General features: G+C 52.8%; 13 protein-coding genes and 1 pseudogene. 8 read left to right on the top strand and 6 right to left on the bottom strand.

Translation table 11 applies throughout. The features are described from left to right. Positions 1 to 126 precede the first annotated feature (126 nt). The gene (locus tag AC1DWB_RS13370) at positions 127 to 1,005 is read left to right on the top strand and encodes a helix-turn-helix transcriptional regulator (RefSeq protein WP_477541568.1); all 879 of its coding nucleotides are present in this window, start codon (positions 127 to 129) and stop codon (positions 1,003 to 1,005) included. A gap of 24 nt (positions 1,006 to 1,029) precedes the next feature. Here AC1DWB_RS13370 and AC1DWB_RS13365 read toward each other — a convergent pair whose 3' ends face one another. After that, a complete protein-coding gene (locus AC1DWB_RS13365) occupies positions 1,030 to 1,857 on the bottom strand; it encodes a helix-turn-helix transcriptional regulator (protein ID WP_477541567.1) in 828 nt (275 codons plus the stop codon). 171 nt (positions 1,858 to 2,028) lie between these two features. On the opposite strand from AC1DWB_RS13365, the gene AC1DWB_RS13360 reads away from it, so the two are divergent. Beyond that, the gene (locus tag AC1DWB_RS13360) at positions 2,029 to 3,123 is read left to right on the top strand and encodes an FG-GAP repeat domain-containing protein (protein ID WP_477541566.1); all 1,095 of its coding nucleotides are present in this window, start codon (positions 2,029 to 2,031) and stop codon (positions 3,121 to 3,123) included. Then, positions 3,120 to 4,178: a Gfo/Idh/MocA family protein gene (locus tag AC1DWB_RS13355; RefSeq protein WP_477541565.1), complete on the top strand. Its 1,059-nt coding sequence runs from the start codon at positions 3,120 to 3,122 to the stop codon at positions 4,176 to 4,178. The genes AC1DWB_RS13360 and AC1DWB_RS13355 overlap by 4 nt, the downstream gene beginning before the upstream one ends. Before the next feature lie 70 nt (positions 4,179 to 4,248). Here AC1DWB_RS13355 and AC1DWB_RS13350 read toward each other — a convergent pair whose 3' ends face one another. Genes AC1DWB_RS13350 through AC1DWB_RS13340 form a run of 3 tightly spaced genes read right to left on the bottom strand, consistent with a single transcriptional unit; the run spans position 4,249 to position 7,713 of the window. Further along, entirely contained in the window at positions 4,249 to 5,793 is a 1,545-nt protein-coding gene (locus tag AC1DWB_RS13350; RefSeq protein ID WP_477541564.1) for an extracellular solute-binding protein, read from the bottom strand. Between the two features lie 52 nt (positions 5,794 to 5,845). Then, positions 5,846 to 6,718 carry a carbohydrate ABC transporter permease gene (locus AC1DWB_RS13345; RefSeq protein ID WP_477541563.1) on the bottom strand — a complete coding sequence of 291 codons (873 nt, stop codon included), beginning with the start codon at positions 6,716 to 6,718 and terminating at the stop codon, positions 5,846 to 5,848. A gap of 23 nt (positions 6,719 to 6,741) precedes the next feature. Continuing rightward, positions 6,742 to 7,713, bottom strand: a complete 972-nt coding sequence (locus AC1DWB_RS13340; protein WP_477541562.1) for an ABC transporter permease — start codon at positions 7,711 to 7,713, stop codon at positions 6,742 to 6,744. Positions 7,714 to 7,974: 261 nt separating this feature from the next. Here AC1DWB_RS13340 and AC1DWB_RS13335 point away from each other — a divergent pair, with 261 nt between their 5' ends. The 5 genes from AC1DWB_RS13335 (at position 7,975) to AC1DWB_RS13315 (ending at position 14,050) form a co-directional block, all read left to right on the top strand. After that, positions 7,975 to 10,287, top strand: coding sequence for an AraC family transcriptional regulator (locus AC1DWB_RS13335; RefSeq protein ID WP_477541561.1), 2,313 nt, complete (start codon positions 7,975 to 7,977; stop codon positions 10,285 to 10,287). A gap of 106 nt (positions 10,288 to 10,393) precedes the next feature. Continuing rightward, entirely contained in the window at positions 10,394 to 11,188 is a 795-nt protein-coding gene (locus AC1DWB_RS13330; RefSeq protein WP_477541560.1) for a phytanoyl-CoA dioxygenase family protein, read from the top strand. Next, positions 11,185 to 12,195, top strand: a complete 1,011-nt coding sequence (locus AC1DWB_RS13325; RefSeq protein ID WP_477541559.1) for an aldo/keto reductase — start codon at positions 11,185 to 11,187, stop codon at positions 12,193 to 12,195. Before AC1DWB_RS13330 ends, AC1DWB_RS13325 begins: the two co-directional genes overlap by 4 nt. Next, complete coding sequence (locus tag AC1DWB_RS13320; protein WP_477541558.1) at positions 12,192 to 12,938, top strand: SGNH/GDSL hydrolase family protein; 747 nt, start codon at positions 12,192 to 12,194, stop codon at positions 12,936 to 12,938. The genes AC1DWB_RS13325 and AC1DWB_RS13320 overlap by 4 nt, the downstream gene beginning before the upstream one ends. A 188-nt stretch (positions 12,939 to 13,126) precedes the next feature. Next, positions 13,127 to 14,050 (top strand): VOC family protein, encoded by a 924-nt coding sequence (locus tag AC1DWB_RS13315; protein ID WP_477541557.1) that lies wholly within the window; start codon positions 13,127 to 13,129, stop codon positions 14,048 to 14,050. A 72-nt stretch (positions 14,051 to 14,122) separates the two neighbouring features. Here AC1DWB_RS13315 and AC1DWB_RS13310 read toward each other — a convergent pair. Next, positions 14,123 to 14,254, bottom strand: a pseudogene (locus AC1DWB_RS13310) (Gfo/Idh/MocA family protein); the annotation flags it as partial. A 51-nt stretch (positions 14,255 to 14,305) separates the two neighbouring features. Further along, positions 14,306 to 15,730 (bottom strand): NAD-dependent malic enzyme, encoded by a 1,425-nt coding sequence (locus tag AC1DWB_RS13305; RefSeq protein WP_477541556.1) that lies wholly within the window; start codon positions 15,728 to 15,730, stop codon positions 14,306 to 14,308. Positions 15,731 to 15,754 lie beyond the last annotated feature (24 nt).

Genomic DNA, 15,754 nt, shown 5'->3' with positions numbered 1-15,754 from the left:
CTATACATCACTTGCCCATTATTGCCCCCCCCCCCTCTCCCAACCCCGTATTCCTGATGGCACAGGACTCCACTTTTCGACTATAATCGGATCAAGGACTGAAGAACTGATAGGGGGGCACAGCATTTGCATATTCTTAAAAACGAGACTTTTCTGGAAAGCCCGGATTTCCCCTTCTTCGCCGGTCCATTCCGTATCGAGGCGCATGCGCCGATCTCATCGCACGCTCACGAATTCATAGAGCTCGCTTACGTGGCTGAAGGCAATGGCACCCATTCGTACAAGGGGGAATCGTTCCGCATTGTCGCCGGAGACGTATTCATGATCGAACCGGGTGCTGAACATGCTTACCAAGTAAGCGAAGGCTCTTCCTTGCTCGTCTATAATGTTCTGTTCGTGCCGAGCTTGTTGAAAGCCGAGCTGGAGATGTTGTCCGAGGTTACTCCGTTCGTCGACTTCTTCTACGTTGAGCCATTTCTGCGGAGTGCCGTACATTTCCAATCGCACCTCAGGCTCGATATATACGAGCAGTTGGAAATGAAGTCGCTGCTCGACCACGTCGTGGCCGAATTCAAGAGCAAGAAGTTAGGCTATCGGATCGTGACGAAGACGCGATTAATCGAGCTGTTCGTCTTCCTCAGCCGCTGTTTCGCCATTCACCAGGCACCGTCACCTTCCTTCCGGGCGGAAGCGAATATGCTCGTCCGTATATGTGAATTTATCGAACAGCATTACGTTCAGCCATTAACGTTGCATCAGGTCAGTCAACTGTGCGGCATGAGTCCTTCAGCGTTCACGTTGAAGTTCAAGCAGCATACAGGCAAAACCTTCATCGAGTATCGCAACGAGATACGCATCCGCATCGCCGCGCACCGGATTGAACATACCGAGGATAAGATGATGACGATCTCACAAGACGTCGGATTCGATGACCTGAGCTTCTTCAATAAGCTGTTCAAGCAACAGTACGGCATATCGCCTGGGCAATATCGCCGGAGAACGTGAAACGTGAAGTAAGCGTGGAGCCAGCTACAACGAACTATCCCGATACTGTCTCGGCGTGGTGCCCGTCATTTTCTTGAACAGCGCATAGAACGACGTTTCGCTTCGATAGCCGACACGTTCTGCGATGTCCTCCAGCAGTAGATCCGTGGTTTGCAAATACCGCTTGGCTACATCGATCCGACAGCGAATCAAGTACTGAATCGGACTGACGCCAACCTGCTGCTTGAACAAATGAGCGAAATGATATTCGTTCATATACGTTAGCCGGGCCAGCGTTTCCAGCGTAATCGCAGTGTGGTAATGCTCTTCGATATAACGCTTCGCAAATGGGATCGCAGCATGGGAAATCTTCCGAATGCTCTGCGCAGCACGACTGTAATGAACGGTGCGAGCCAATCTCGCGAATAAAATACTTAACATGTGGCTCGCGATCCATTTGGATTCGGGGGCCGTATTTGCGTGCTCTGCAATAATGTCCTGCATCATGAGTTTGAACGTAGGCATCTGTTCGTTCAGCTGGAGGACAGGCTCCCGTGCAGGCTCCAGAAAGTAATTGTAAGGGAGTCCTTCCAGCTGCATACCGCGAAAGCTGATGAACAGCGCCCGGAACGGATAGCGGGTCGATCGCTCCTGATGCCACACTCCGCGGTGGTAGAGGAGCAGCGATCCCGGTGTTGCGTGATAAGGTCGGCCATCGATCTCGAACTCCCCTTCTCCTTGTAGAATGAACAACATCTCACTCTGATCGTCATGCTTGTGTAATGGGAATAGGAACGGATTCGTCTCCATTCTCTGGAAGGCAAAGCTCGATCCGATCTCGGGTGGCTGGATGAATACGGTTGTCTCATTCATGGCATAACCTCGCAATAATGAATAATGAATTCGCAAGAACCGTCATTGTCCCTCACTGGAAAAAGCTATACATTGTAGAGGAATAAGCACTCTATTCGATCACAGTAAATCTGGGTTAACCGTAACACATCGCTTTCTCTGATGACAATAATGAATAATGGAGGAGTCTGGATGCTTCAGTTTCAAAAGCGACTTCTGGCGGACGAGAAGTACGAGGCGTGTGCAGTATTCGATGTGAATGGCGACGGCATTCTCGATATTGTGAGCGGTGCATTCTGGTACGAGGGACCCGATTTCGTCACCCGGCATCGCATATGCGAGGTTGACGCCATCGACGGGTATCACGACGACTTCAGCGACTTCCCGCTCGACGTGGACGGAGATGGGAGATTGGACATTATTACAGGCGCTTGGTGGGGCAAGACACTTCGGTGGCGTCGGAACCCTGGCACTACCGGCGAGACATGGCAGACATTCGATATTGATGCATGCGGCAGTATCGAGACGATCCGATTCTTCGATATCGACGGTTGTGGAGTGCCGGAGATATTCCCGAATACGCCCGGAGCACCGCAAGCGTTCTACAAGCTGCTTCGCGATGAGAACGGCCAGGGAACGGAAGCATTCCGCAAGATCACGATCGGTGAAGCCGCGAGTGGGCATGGGATGGGCTTCGTCGACCTCAATGGCGATGGACGAACAGACATCGTGCTGAAGAACGGCTGGTTGGAACAGCCGGAAGATCCGTTCCAGACTCCGTGGACGTTCCACCCGGAATTCGATCTCGGCTCAGCCAGTGTCCCGATTCTTGGCTATGACGTGAATGGGGACGGTCTGGTTGACCTCATCGTTGGACAAGCGCACGATTACGGTCTGCACTGGTATGAGCAGCGAATAGCCGAGGACGGCCATCGGACGTGGGTGAAGCATGAGATCGACGGCAGCGGCTCGCAATTCCACGATCTGTGGCTCGTCGATCTGGATGGCGACGGAGTACCAGAGCTCATTACGGGCAAGCGGTATCGCGCCCACAATGATGGCGATCCCGGTGCGCACGATCAGGTTGGCTTGTATTACTACAAGATCGAGGGCGGCCGGTTCGACAAGCACGTCATTGACTTCGGCCCCGCAGGTACCGCTTCGGGAGCCGGTATTTACTTCTGGGTGCAAGACTTGACCGGCAATGGCTATCCGGATATTGTGGCGCCGGGTAAGGATGGGTTGTATTTATTCACGAATATGGGACCGGAGGCGAATGGGGAATGAGTAAGTTACGCATCGGATTTGTTGGGGTTGGCGGGATGGGGCAGATGGCACATCTATCTAATTATGCGGTGCTGAAGGACCAATGTGAGGTTGTAGCCATCGCAGAGCCTCGTCGCGAGACGGCTCTCCTGGTCGCGCAGCGTTATGGGGTTCCTGAAGTATACGCGAACCACAAAGAGCTGTTATCCAAAGCGCATGTCGACGCGATCGTCGCTCCGCAGCCGTACCGGCATCACGCTGCAATCGTACCGGACATTCTCCGCGCAGGCATCCCGGTGTTGACCGAGAAGCCGCTTAGCCTCACCGTGGAGGCAGGCCGCGAGATGGTCCAGATCGGCGAGGAACGCGGCGTCCTGCACATGATCGGCTACCATAAGCGATCCGACCCAGCGATGGAATATGCCCACAAGAAGGTGGCACAATGGAAGGCGAGCGGCGAATACGGCTCCCTGCGCTACATTCGCGTAACGATGCCGCCAGGTGACTGGACTGCACAAGCAGACAAGCCGCTAAGCGTCAATGAACCGTTCCCCTCCTATGTGTTCGAGGGCGGACCGGTAGGCTATTCGGAGACCGAGACGAACAAGTTGAACTGGTTCGTGAATTACTACATCCATCAAGTGAACGCCATTCGCTTCTTCCTTGGAGAATCGTACAGGCTTACATTCGGTGACCGCAAGGGCATTCTGCTCATCGGCGAGAGCGACAGCGGGGTGACGGTGACACTGGAGATGGCTCCTTATCACACCACAACAGAATGGCATGAAAGTATTCTCGTGGCCTTCGACAAAGGCTATGTGAAGATCGATCTCCCAGCTCCATTAGTGCGTCAACAGGCAGGTGTTGTAACGGTGATGGCTGACAATGGCGTGGACGAAGCCCATACATACCAGCCCGTCATGCCGAACGTATCGGCCATGCGCAATCAGGCCGTTAACTTCCTGGCCGCCGTGCGCGGTGAACGCCCCGCCCCTTGTACGGCCAAGGAAGCCTTGGAAGACTTGCTGTTAGCCAAGGATTACATCGACTATTTGATTCGGCAGCAGTATTTGTAAAAGCAAGCAGCGGTCCAGAACGTTGTAAGTTCCGGACCGCTGCTTTTGTTATTTCTGAACGTACACCGCGTTATTTCCCAGCGGCCTTCTCCGCATAAGCGTCATTCATTTCTTTGACGATTTTTTGCAGGTTGCTGTCTTCCTTCGTCTTCTTGATGAAGTCGTCGTACGCCTGGATCGTTTCCTGCCCGAGAATGACTTTGACGTGCATGTCATCCACTTTTTTCTTAATGTCCGGCATCAGCTTCGTGTTGGATTCGGAGATTAGCCCGAACGCTGGGTTCGGTACGACAATTTTTTTGCGGTCGTTCAAGATCGCTTGGTTACGCGCATAGATGTCTTTCGTTGTCGAGGACGGATCCCCCAGCACCTGCTCATCACTCAGCTTCAGGAAAATGTACTGAAAGCCTTGATCCACTTTGTCTTTCGTATACTGGTCCGTCGGCACTTTGAGTCCGTCCTTCTCGGTGTAATGGATGCCTTTCACGCCGAAGTTCGCCAGATCGTTCCCTTCAGCACTATAGCCGTAGTCGAGGAAGGCAAGCAGCTTTTTCACTTTCGCCTCTGGCACCTTCTTCGGGATCAAGAAATGCCCATAGAACGGGGCTCCTGACGGCACGAACTTATTGCCCTTCGGACCGGCAAGTGAAGTAAGCGGTATCAAGTTGGCTTTAGGTTCAATCTTCTGGATTTCCTTCGTCCGAGTGAGTGCGTTGTTCATCGCGTAACCGGCACCCCCGGCTTTGCCCGCCTGTAACGTATCGTTGATTTGCGATAACTTCATGATCGCAAAGTCGGGCGGAAACAACCCGGCATCGTACGATTTTTTCAGCCACAGCAGCGCATCCCGCGATGCGTCCTCGGTAATAATCGGGTGCAGCTTACCCTCCCGCAGCTTCCAAGCACCCTGCGAATCATTATAGACGTTGTAGACGAAGCCCATATATTGGGCGCTGGCCGAATACGGAATCGTGTCAGCCTTGCCGTTGCCGTCAGGATCCTGGTCCTTGAACGCCTTAAGCGTGTCGAAAAACTGGTCCATCGTCTCCGGCATTTTCAAATTCAGCTTATCGAGCCAATCCTTGCGCAGCATCGGGAAGACGCCGCCTCCGTGCGTCGGGTAATAGCGCGGCACCGAGTAGTTTTTGCCGCCAATCTTGGAAGTCTCCCACATATCTTTAATCGCGGGGTTGGACAAGTTTTTGTAGTCTTTGATAAACGGTCCCAAATCCCAGAATACGCCCTGCTTGATCATATTGCGGATTTGTTGATTGTCCAGATCCTCTACGAACGTTATGTCCGGAAGGTTTCCGGATGCATACAGCACGTTGAACTTGTCTTCGGCCGTCGTCGCGGGCACCCAATCAATTTTCAGCTTCGTGTTCGTCCGCTTCTCGAACTCTTTGACGATCGCATTTCCGTCGTCCGGGAATTCGGTACCGTAGCTGAGCGTGTTCATCGAGATTTCGGTTATTTCCGCTTTGCCCTTGTCCGCCTCGGTACCTTTCGCATTGCCTTCTTTACCACCATTTGAAGCGGTGCCGCACGCCGAAACGACGAGCGACGCGCTGATTAAGACGGCACCTGCAGCTTTCCATCGCATACTTTTGTTCATTTGCGGTGACCTCCTGTACGTTATTATTGTACAACACAATCGAATTATGTGATCATTCTTTAACAGAACCGACCATTGCCCCTTTGGCAAAGTGCTTCTGCAAGAACGGATACACCAACATGATCGGCACGGTGGCGATGACTACGGCGGCCATCTTGAGTGTTTCCGAAGGCAACTTTCGGTTCGCCCGGAAATCGGCCACATTCGCGTTCGACGTACTCGGATCGACAAGCATATTTTGCAAAATAACTTGGAGCGGCCACTTATGCTGGTCGTTAATGAATAGGATCGCGTTGAAAAAGGTGTTCCAATACCCTACGGCGAAGAACAGCCCGAACGCCACCAGGGCGGGAAGGGACAGCGGCAATATGATACGGAACCAGATGCCTATTTCGTTGGCGCCGTCGATGCGCGCCGCCTCCTCCAAGCTGTCCGGTATGCTGTCGAAAAATCCTTTCATGAGCAGGACATACCACCCGCCGGTCAAGGCCGGCACGATCAACGACCAGATGCTGTCGATTAGCCCGAGCTGCCGGACGACTAGATAAGAAGGGATGAGTCCCGGCTGGAACAGCATCGTGAACATGACGGCGAACAGGATCAATCTGCGCAGTCGCAGCCTTTTCCGCGAAACCGCGTAAGCGAGACCGGAACTGACGACCAGGCTGAGCGCTGTACCGACTGTAGCCAGAAACGCACTGTTGCCGATTGCCGTTATGAACGTATCCGTCGACAACAGATAGCGGTACGCATCGAGCGTCCACTTTTCCGGAAACAGAATAAGTGGCTTCTGGTAATATTCAGTCGGATCGGTGAATGACAATATAAATGTGTAGTATATCGGAAAGAACGAAACGAGACTGATGATTGCGAGAGCCGCGACGTTGGCCGCTTCGAATATCCGGTCTCCCCGGCTTGTGCGCATATGCTTCTCCTCCTGCTGTTCGGTTAGTAGACGCCTTCATCACCGAATCGTTTGGCTAATTTGTTGGCGGCGACGACAAGAACGATACCCACGATCGATTTGAACAGGCCGATGGCGGTACTGTAGCTGAATTCGCCCTGCTGGACCCCGTTGCGGTAAACGTACGTGTCGAACACGTCGGCCACCTCGGATACGGCCCCGTTCATCATCAGATACACCTGCTCGAAGCCAACGTCCATCACCGAGCCAAGCCTCAGGATGAACAAGATGACGATGACATTGCGGATGGCCGGAAGCGTAATGTGCCACATTTTGCGAAAACGTCCCGCCCCGTCGACGACGGCTGCTTCATACAGCTGCGGATCGACGCCGGCAATCGCGGCCAGGAAGATGATCGTTCCCCAGCCCGCTTCCTTCCACATTACCTGGGCGGTCAGGAGCCCCCAGAATATATCGGGATCGGTCAGGAATCCGATCCGGTTTCCTCCGAATTCGTGGATGATTTTGTTGACCAGCCCTTCCGACTGCGACAGCATCAAGTAGGTCAACCCCGAAATGAGCACCCATGATAAAAAATGCGGGATGTACACGATCGTCTGAACGAACCGCTTGTACGCCATGCTGCGCAATTCGTTCAACATAAGCGACAAAATGATCGGCAGCGGAAAGAATAGAACAAGATTCAATAGGCTGATCATCAACGTGTTGCGCAGCAGCAGCACGAAATCGTCGTTCGAGAAGAAGCGTTGGAAATGCTCGAGCCCTACCCATTCGCTTTGCCAAACCCCGAAATACGGTGAATAGTTTTGAAACGCGATAATGAGCCCGCCTACGGGAACGTACTTGAACACGAGAAAATACAAGAGGCCGGGCAGCGCCAGCAAGTACAAATATTTGTCTCTGGCCATATCGGAGGCCAAACGGCCGAGCCTGGATCTCGCCTTCGGCCGTATCGTCCGGTCGGGTGCGGGAATGGCGTTCGTCTCGACATTCATAGTCGGTATCCCCCTATCTGTCTGGTGTTGGTCTCCTGGTTGGTTGTTCGGGAGATCCCTGCCTTCTGGCTGCACCTATCGTATCGGCCCATGCCAATTTCCGGCAATGATAATGTTTTGTTCGGCGAAAACGTTGATCTGGCGCGGATTTCCGGCGATAGCATTGTTTTGCACAGCATTGTAACAGAGGTAGGCATAAGCTAAAATGAAACAATAAGGAAGCGGTTGCAAGCAGCATCCGGCGGAGAGGGGAACGGCGCATTGGGAAAAACGGAATACCGTAAAGGGACGTTTTATTGGAAAAGCCTCGTGCTCGTCCTTGTTATAACCAGCCTTCCGGCGCTGTTGATCGGAATCGGCGTATACAATTTCGGCGGCGCACCGATCGTACGCGAGCTGAACAAAGCGCATCAGGTACAATTGAACCAATCGATCCAGCGGGTCGACGAATATTTGTCCCATCTGGAGCTGTTCTCCGCCCAATTAGCCTTCAATCCCGAGTTCGACGAATCACTCGAAGGGATGAACTTCGCGGAGCAGTTCCAGAAGACGAGGGATTTGTACCGCTCGCTTGCGCTTATGAAGGATGGTAACCCGCTCATATTCGACGTGGCGCTTTATTTGGACAATTCGGATAAGCTGATCAGCGACCATTGGGGGGTCCGGACGATTCAGAGCGAAGAGGATGTGCAATCGTTCAGAGGGTTGCTCGGCAAGGAACGCACCATTTTTTGGACCGATGCCCTGCCGAATGTCAGTCCGAGCGATTCTCCCTATAAAGGCGTCGTTACGAAGCTGTTTGCAGGTGGCAGCGAGCGGCCGTTCGGCGCTTTCCTGATCTACTTGCGCCAAGGTGCGCTCGACCAGCTGGTACGGCATCTCACTTCTGACGGTGGAACAGCTTTCCTAATGGATCGCGAAGGACATGTCGTCACGGCCGACGATACCACGGACGAAGGACTGCAGGAAGCCATTATCCGCCGAGTCCTTCCAGTGAACACGTTCAAGGATACATTTGTATACGAATGGGACGGGTTGAGCTATTCCGTCTCCCTCGGCCAGCTATCCCGGCTCGGCAACGATTGGGTATATGTGTCGGCCACACCGCTATCTGCCATTACGGCTCCGGTGAACGCGATGTCGCGGATGATCGTCGCCGTTAGCGCTTTCGGTCTCGCCTTGGCGTTGCTGCTTGCATGGTTCGCATCGAAAAGAATATACAATCCGATCCGTAGACTCGTCGGCTTATTTCACTTCGCCAAGGAGACAGGAGCGGACCGGCTGAACGAGATCGCCTTCATCGAGCTGCAATGGAAACGTCATCTCGACGAGAGCGAAGTCGTTCAGGACCGATTGCGGCAATCGCTGCCTTCGCTCCGGGAAGGGTTTTTGCTGCAATTTTTACAGGGCAGGATCATGCCATTCACCGAGCAGGAAGTCGTGGAGAAGCTTCATCAGTACGATTGGAATATCGAGGGGAAGCGGTTTGCATTTCTAGTTGCAGGGCTGTACTGGAGGGGCGCTGTTGACCTGAAGTTCTCCGACCGCGACGGACAGTTGATCGATTACGCGGCTTCCAACATCATGCAGGAGCTGTGCCTGACAGCGTTCGAGCATGCTCATGCGATCAACTTCCAGGATTCAACCATAGGTGTTCTGCTCGTGCTTGATCCGTCAACTCCTGCCGATCAGGCCAAGGAGGAGCTGCTCCGAATAGCGGCGGACATCGCCTCCACATTGAGCGGCCTGCTGAAAGTGAATGTAGCGGTAGCCGTCGGCAAGCAGACTGAATCGGTGCTCGAACTCCCGGGCATGCTCGATGAAACGTCGAAGACGCTTCGGCTGCACGATCCGAACGTCGCGGCCGACATCTTGGACGTGGAAGACGTGATGCCCGACTTCGGCCAGCACGTCGAATTCCCACTCGAGCTGGAGAAGGATATTATTGGTGCGATGCGCATGGGGCTCGGGGAAGAAGCAGCGGCTGATGTGCGGAAGTTCGCGGAAGCGATCCGCAGCAAGGCCGGGACTCAGATGCATATTCAGCAAGGGATGCTGAAGCTGCTCGGGAGTGCATACGACGCCATGTACCGTTCCGGCGTTAATCCCGATAGCGTGTACGGCGGGGCGCATCTGTACGAGGAATTGATGGCCATCCGCCATCCGGAGGAAATGACGCGCTGGTTTGCGTCGTCGGTCATCGATCCATTCGTGCGTTCCGTTTCCACGGCGATCGATCCGGAGACTCGCAGCACCGTTGATCGGGTCGTGGAGCAGCTTCACCGGGAACTGTCGATTGATGTTTCGCTGGACCTATACGCTGATCGCTACGGCGTCAGCCCATTCAAATTGAGCCGCGCCTTCAAGCAAGTGACGGGTGTCAACTTCATCGATTATTTGACCAGCTTGCGCATCGAGAGATGCAAGGAACTGCTCCTCACGACCAACATGAAGATCGGCGATATCGCCGAAACACTGCAGTACCAGCCTTCTTATTTGATCCGTCTGTTCAAGAAGAGCACGGAATTGACCCCCGGGCAGTTCCGGGAGAAGCATTCGCGCGGAATCGGGTAATTGGGTAATCGAAAATCACCCTCATTTTATGGAATATCAACCAAGCTAGTAAGCTGGCCCTTCATGTAACATGAAGTTATCCGATTACGAAAGGTTGATGACTTTCATGACAATGACGACGAAATTGCTGACACAAGAGCAGATAGATTTTTATCAGACGAACGGATTCGTACAAATCGATAATGTGCTGACCCCTGAGGAAACCGAAGAGCTGGCACAATACTTGGAAGAAGCGATGACCACGAGCGAGGCGAACGCCATGCGCACGGACAAGGAAGGCGGAGCCTACTTCAAGGTACTGAATCAGAAGGTCAATACATGGCGGGACCATATCGGCATGGCACGTTACGCTTCTCACAGGAGGCTGGCTCAGATGGCTATGGAGCTGAGCGGCGCGTCTGGTATCCGTTTGTTCCACGATCATGCGCTGTGGAAGATGCCGAACGATTCGAAGCCAACCCCATGGCATCAAGACATGCCTTACTGGCCGATGAATGAACCTGGCGCACTCTCCATCTGGGTGCCGGTTGACGATGTAGACGAGAACAATGGCTGCATGATGTTCGTACCTGGTTCCCATAAGGCGGGCAAGCTGACCGGAATTAACTTCACCGATCCCCAGGACATATTTGACTATGTGAAGGGCACGGATCTCGAAGGCAAGAAGCCTGTCAAAGTTCCGATGAAGAAAGGCAGTTGCACGTTCCATCACGGGTTGACGTTCCATTACGCACACTCCAATATAACTGATCGACCTCGTCGTGTACTAGCTTCGATTTACATGCCAGACGGAATCACATATAACGGGAAGTCCCACCCGATTACGAATGATCTTGGGCTGGAAGTGGATCAACCGATTAAGGGCAGCCTCTTCCCTCTGCTAGCCAAGGCTAACGTATGAGATACCGGACATTCGGCAATACCGGCTGGAAAGTGTCGGAGATCGGGTTCGGCGCATGGGGAATCGGAGGCAGTTGGGGGCCAGTAAACGATGATCAATCAATCCGCACGTTGCTCGCCGCCTTCGAGCGTGGAGTGAATTTCGTTGATACGGCTCAAATGTACGGGAACGGTCATTCCGAGGAAGTGATCGGAAGAGCCTTGAAGCAATGGCAGGGCGATCATATCTATATCGCGACCAAGGTTCAGCCTGTCGTGTGGCCGCGCCCTCACGAGTTGGACCCTACGTTCGACGGCCGATATCCGGCCGATCATCTGCTGGCGCATTGCGAAGCCAGCCTGAAGCGCCTCGGCGTAGAGACGATCGATCTATACCAGCTGCACGGCTGGTTCCCGAGCGGTGTCGAGCATACGGAGTGGTACGATACCTTAACCGCCTTGAAGAACGAGGGCAAGATCCGTGCAATTGGCGTCTCGATTCGAGACTACAAACCACATGAAGGCATCGGCATTGCACAAGCCGGCATGACCCAATCGGAACAGGTTGTATTCAATCTGTTCGAGCAACGGCCAGCCGACCAATTACTGCCTGTCTGTGAGCAGCATGGGGTTGGCTTCATAGCCCGCGTACCGTTCGACGAAGGCTCGCTTGTCGGTTCGTGGACAGCGGACACGTTCGATCAATTCGCCCCTGATGATTTCCGACGGAAGTATTTCAAGGAGGGGCGGTTCAAGCGCACCCTGGAGAAGGTCGAAATTCTGAAGAATACGGTACGGGAAGTGACCGGTGACCGATACGCCTCCTTGGCGGAAGTTGCCTTGCGGTACACCCTATCATTCCCAGGTGTTAGCTGCGTCATTCCAGGCATCAAGAACATCGAGGAGCTCGAAGCGAATATTCGCGTTTCCGATGGTGAGCCTCTTCCTGTTGAGCTGTTGGACGCCTTGAAGGCTCACAATTGGCCGCGCAATTATCACGATCCTAATACAGAGGTGGAGTCCGAATGACGGAACAAGTTCCTGCTGTTGTTCCTGGGGATGTTCCTGCACCCCCTTTCTCCAGATGGCTCCACCGGCTGCAGCTCAAGAACGAGAATGTCGGAGAACGGCCAGTCATTTATACCGCCTTCGGCGATAGTGTGACACAGGGCTGGTACGAGCACGCCACCTGTGATAATGAGTCGGCGTTCCCAACCGTGTTCAAGCGCTTTGTCGACAAACGTTACCCGGCAGCGCCAGTTAACCTGATCAACTCCGGCGTTGCCGGCGATACAGCCGTTCGGTCTTTGAATCGCGCCGAGCGGGACATGCTCATGTTCCAGCCTGATCTGGTCACGATCGGATTCGGCGTGAATGATGCGCATGGCGGTGCAGCTGGTGTAGAGCCATTCAAGCAAGCCGTGACTGAATTGATCCGGCTAGTGCGGGACAACGGAGACGCAGACATCCTGCTGCTCACGCCAGCGGGGATGATGACCGAGGATAATGCTTACATTCATCCGAATGAGAAGCGGCATGTAGAGGCATTCCTGCGTGTTGCCCAAGCGGGTTCCTGGGAATTGTACCACCAGGCGATGCTGGAGGTGGCATTCGAGACGGAGACCCCTTGCCTCGATGTGTCGGCCCTATGGCTGGAGCTGGGACAATCCGGTGCTGACCCGAACGCCCGGTTGTCCAACGGCATCAACCATCCAGACCGGGCCTTCCATTACCAAGTGGCGGAAGCGATGGAGCGAATAATCTTTAACTGAGTTAAGTAGTAGTCAGAGCGCTGTTGTTGCACGGAAACGTGCAGCATCAGCGCTTTTTGTTGCGTGGCCGCTGCCTCCGCGCGACCTCCGGGTGCCATTAGCACAGAATTTGAGACAGTCGATTCATTGTTGATTGAAAGCAACACTATTATATCTCCAAGCAGGAAAATGTTGTCATTTTATAGAATATGATTGATGAACAATATTATTTCATTCAAGAAGGAGATGGATTCTTGTCCCAGACCTATGTTGACATGAGTTACGGCAGTTTGTATGTAAGCGACTTACAGAACGCGATTAAGTGGTATTACCGAGCGTTTGGTTTTCGTTTATTATCTATCAATCCGAGCTTTGCCACCTTGCAGATTGCACCAGGTCGAATCATCTTTATAAGCACGGACCCCAATTCCCCACGAAGTATTGGATTTGTAAGTCACAATATATTAGCTTTGCGGCGTCAACTTGTTCAAGCTCAGGCTGTTATAGAAGATAATGAGGGAGATATGAATACTTGGTTTTTGGTCCGAGATCCGGATGGGAACGCGATCGATGTGTGGACAGGCGGTTTTGGGATGGAAGTCATGAATCATGTAGTTCCTGACACTTTGGTGCCATTTACGATCTGGTGTAGCTTGGAAAGTAAAGATGAAATGCATATTATCGCTCGAAAAATATCCGATCAAAGTGAGTTCAATCCCCTATCTGACGAGCTGATCTCATGGTGTCGCGAGCAAGGAATACAAACGGAGGGCGTTGCATTCACCATCTCTAAGTATTCCCAGCAAGTAGATGCTCTATATGCTTGTATCCGTCTCACAGAAGCACCAAGCCGGCAACTACCCGATGGAGCGGAATACCTTCATATCCCTGCTCTGGATTATGCTGTGTTCCACAAAGAATACGCGTACGATCCACCCTATCCCCCTGCAGAGGAAATACGGATGAGAACTATTCACCCGTTGGCGGACAACTTTAGAGATGCCTATCAACATCGAAGCAATTGGATGAAAGGTTGTTTTTCCAAAGCAAGCAGCTATTATATCCTTGAATATTATGGTGAGGCATCCATCCAATCGTATTTCCCTTATTCCTGGTGCAGAGAGAACGGGTAAAATGAAAACATAATGGAAAAAGGATCGCCAACGGGGATTACCCCACATTGCGATCCTTTTTGCTACTATTCACTATTCCACTTGCACAGCTTGCTTCTGCGCGATCAAGCATAGTTCGGCCGCCTTGAATACATGAGCTTGTGTCATCGCATTCTCTGTCCGATTCAGACAATCCAGCACCAGCTGCCCGAAGTAGGGGAAGCCTGCCAATAGGCGATTCCGAGGGATCCATGTAGATTGTACATATTATAAGTGCTAGTTCTCCTTACGAAACTCAGGAGGTATTCGCCGAGCTACATTCGTATCAATTGCCGCTTGAATGACCGCTTTACGAACAGCTGGAACGACTTTATCGTTGAATATACTCGGTATGATATACTGGTCGTTCAATTCTTGATCAGTGACTACGGATGCAATCGCCCAAGCTGCTTGCAGCTTCATTTCCTCATTAATCGTGGAAGCTCGGCAATCCAACGCCCCGCGGAATATACCAGGGAAGCAGAGCACATTATTGATCTGGTTCGGATAATCACTGCGCCCTGTGGCGATGACCCGTACATAAGGCTCAGCCAACTCCGGCTCGATCTCCGGCTCAGGGTTAGCCATAGCGAATACAATCGGGTCGCTGGCCATCCGCTGAATATCTTCGATCTTCAGCACCCCTTTCCGGGAAACGCCGATGAATACGTCAGCACCTGAGATCACCTCAGACAGTTGCCCTTGTTTCAATTCCGGGTTGGTTCTCTCTGCGATCCAGGACCACATCGAATTCGAATAGGTGTGGGTCCGGCATAAGGCACCTTCTCGATCCACCGCGATCAGATCCCTTACACCTGCAGCCAACAGCATTTTGACAATAGACACCCCTGCGGCCCCTATACCCGTAACGACTACGCGGATTTGGGCGGTCGACTTGCCAACGATCTTCAACGCGTTAAGAATCCCCGCGAGAACGACGACGGCGGTACCATGCTGATCATCGTGGAACACGGGAATATCGAGCTCGCGCTTCAGACGCTCCTCAATCTCGAAGCAGCGCGGGGATGAAATATCCTCCAGATTGATGCCGCCGAAGGCCGGAGACAGCATTTTCACCGTTCGAATGATTTCCTCCGTGTCCTTAGATGCCAGACATAAGGGGAATGCATCGACTCCGGCAAGCTGCTTGAAGAGCATCGCCTTTCCTTCCATGACCGGCATGGCCGCCTCGGGTCCAATATCTCCTAGCCCGAGTACGGCCGTTCCATCAGAGATGACGGCTACGGTATTGCGCTTGATCGTAAGCGAGAACGCACTGGCCGGATTTTCATGGATCGCCATGCATACTTTCGCTACACCCGGCGTATACACTTTGGACAGATCTTCACGTGTTTTAATCGGCAGTTTGGGCTGCATCTCAATTTTCCCGCCGAGATGAGCGAGAAATGTAGGGTCGGATACGTTGATCAACGTTACACCGGACAAAGTCCGGATCGTATCTGTAATGTCCTTGGCCGGAACCCCCATCACATTCACTGTAATATCCCTTGTGGTGAATTCTTTGCCGGCGTGAATCATATCAACCGCGATAATATCACCGCCGGCTTGGCCGATTGCTCCAGCAATTTCTGCAAAAGAACTTGGCGCTTTGGCCAGCTCGAGTCGAATCACGATACTTGTATTAGAGGCCAAATCGCTCATTCCCTTCAATTGGTTCCAGCACTG

The organism is Paenibacillus sp. P4_E11 (assembly GCF_056401635.1).
The sequence above is the reverse complement of the archived record's forward strand: the minus strand, read 5'-3'. Positions and strand labels throughout refer to the sequence as shown.